The sequence below is a fragment of the Candidatus Obscuribacterales bacterium genome (assembly GCA_036703605.1).
Lineage (GTDB): Bacteria > Cyanobacteriota > Cyanobacteriia > RECH01 > RECH01 > RECH01.
On record DATNRH010000302.1, the window covers coordinates 1 to 1,957 of the forward strand.

At 53.7% G+C, this 1,957-nt stretch carries 2 protein-coding genes; both read right to left on the reverse strand.

Going from position 1 to position 1,957, the window contains the following annotated elements:
• Positions 1-384 precede the first annotated feature (384 nt).
• Positions 385-1,146, reverse strand: a complete 762-nt coding sequence (locus V6D20_06380) for a PRC-barrel domain-containing protein (GenBank protein HEY9815413.1) — start codon at positions 1,144-1,146, stop codon at positions 385-387.
• Positions 1,147-1,362: 216 nt separating this feature from the next.
• Positions 1,363-1,957, reverse strand: a 595-nt coding sequence (locus tag V6D20_06385) for a hypothetical protein (protein HEY9815414.1), incomplete at its 5' end; no start/stop codon positions are given.

Below are 1,957 nucleotides of genomic sequence, written 5' to 3' on the forward strand. Positions count from 1 at the left end.
TCCTCTCCCGGGGGGAGTGTGTCGCCCTGCTGGTGATCTACGTGGCTTTTCTTGTCTGGATCGGCACAGAGACGTTCGGGGTGCTCGACTGGGTGCCCAGTCTCCCGCCGGCGCCCGCGGGGGGCTAAATGCTCACAGAAAACTTGTGGAAGCATGTGATAATGGCCAAGTACGTGCCCAGGACCGGCCCTCGCTTCTGACCCACACCCGCGGTCATTCCTTGAGGCAACATGAACGCCTTATCGCCCAAGCTGCCTCGGCGAGAGCCGATAGTGCATGGAAGAGGGCGAGTTAAGGGCGTCGACAACCCGGATAATGCGTTCTCACAACCCCACGTCAAAGGATGAATGATGCCACAGGTCTAGTGTTCATCCATGGCGTCGATCAGCCATTCCAGAGGCTATCGTATTTTTTGTAGTCGAAGGCTGGCATGTCTGAGAGCGATTCTCTTGAATAGGGGAGTTCATAGTGCATGGCACCAGGCTGCCAGTCATTCGGATGGCCATAGAAGGGATACGCATAGGGACCATTGCCGAACTCAGAGCTTGAAGGCTTCACTACGATGGCCTGCATTACGCCGTCTCGGGTGAAAAGTGCATCCGTGATATAGCCCACACCTGTGTCATTGCCAAGGCTGGCAAAGTCATCGATGATGTCGGTGATCTTCCAAATACGCGGCCCCGTCATGACATCGCTTTCCACTTGGGTGCTTTTCTCAAGATCCCCCTTGAAGATGTAGGCATCGTCGACATACTCATCGTTGAACAGGTTGTAGTCTTCGACATTGTCTTCGCGAACCGGTATGCGAACGCCTTGTTGGCCAAGTTGAGTCTCCTCCCACGGAATGGAGACGTGCCTGTCGCCGCTTCCCCACATGCCACCGACATCCGCGATGAGGGTCACAATCTGATTCTCTTCATCCAGGATGACATTCTCGATTGTGCCAATAACATTACCTTGAGCACCTATCGCCTTGGTATTCAGCAGCGTCTCGGCTCTTATGCCTCCTTGCTGATAAAGCGCATCGTAACTCCATTCATCCAAGGGGCGAGGGTTATCCTGACTCTGTGCGGCCTGAGCTGTCGGCATGGAGATAGTCATGAATGCGAACGATAGCGCAGATACAGTTTTGCCATGTGGCTTCATAGTGAGGTCCTTTTCGTATATATGATGTTAACGTAGTACATGCTTGGTTTTGATGCCAATCGGACCATTTTACATGGTTGTTTTCGAAGCTATCGATAGAAGGGTATTCCCCTGCATGCCTGGATTACTTTTCCCACTGTCGGGATGAGAGTCGCATCCCAAAGAAAGCGGCCCTACCCAAGGCAGGACCGCTCAAGACGCTTCCTTGAGACTGGATCAGCTGCTGCTATCTTCCTGACTGTCATCGAGAATGACGACGGAATCAGCCATCAATTCCATGCTTTCGAACAGGTCGGCCTCCATATCACCGGTCACCGTGACCAGGTCGCCCTCGTCAATCTGCTGATAACCTTTCTCGTCGAGGGGATCATAGCCCAGCGACACAGTATCGATCGTCATCTGCCGGGGGCCAGTGTCGATGGTGAACTCGTAATCGCCTGTGCTGGTGACCGTTCCGGTCAGTTCAGTATAGCCAGCAACGATTGGCGTCACCACACTGTAATTCAGCGTTTCTTCATCGGCGCTGTCGGCATAGAAGTAGGTGCCTAGACTCTCGACATAGACGCTGCCGGCCTCGATCGTATTGGCCTCGGCAATGCCGTCATCTACCTTGCCATAGACCGTGACCTTGTCACCTTCCATCAACCCATAGCCATCCTTCTCGTACCAGCTCCAATCATCCATCTCGACCGTGATGGTACCTTGACCATAATCCAGAACAAAGGAACTGGGGCCCGTATCCACTGCCGTACCGCTCAGGTTTATCCAGGTATCATCGGGTTTCGTGTAAGGCGAATCGGCCGCCAGTGCC

Coding starts and splice junctions, on each gene's coding strand:
- V6D20_06380 (HEY9815413.1), bottom strand. CDS start 1,146: ATGAAGCCACATGGCAAAACTGTATCTGCGCTATCGTTCGCATTCATG.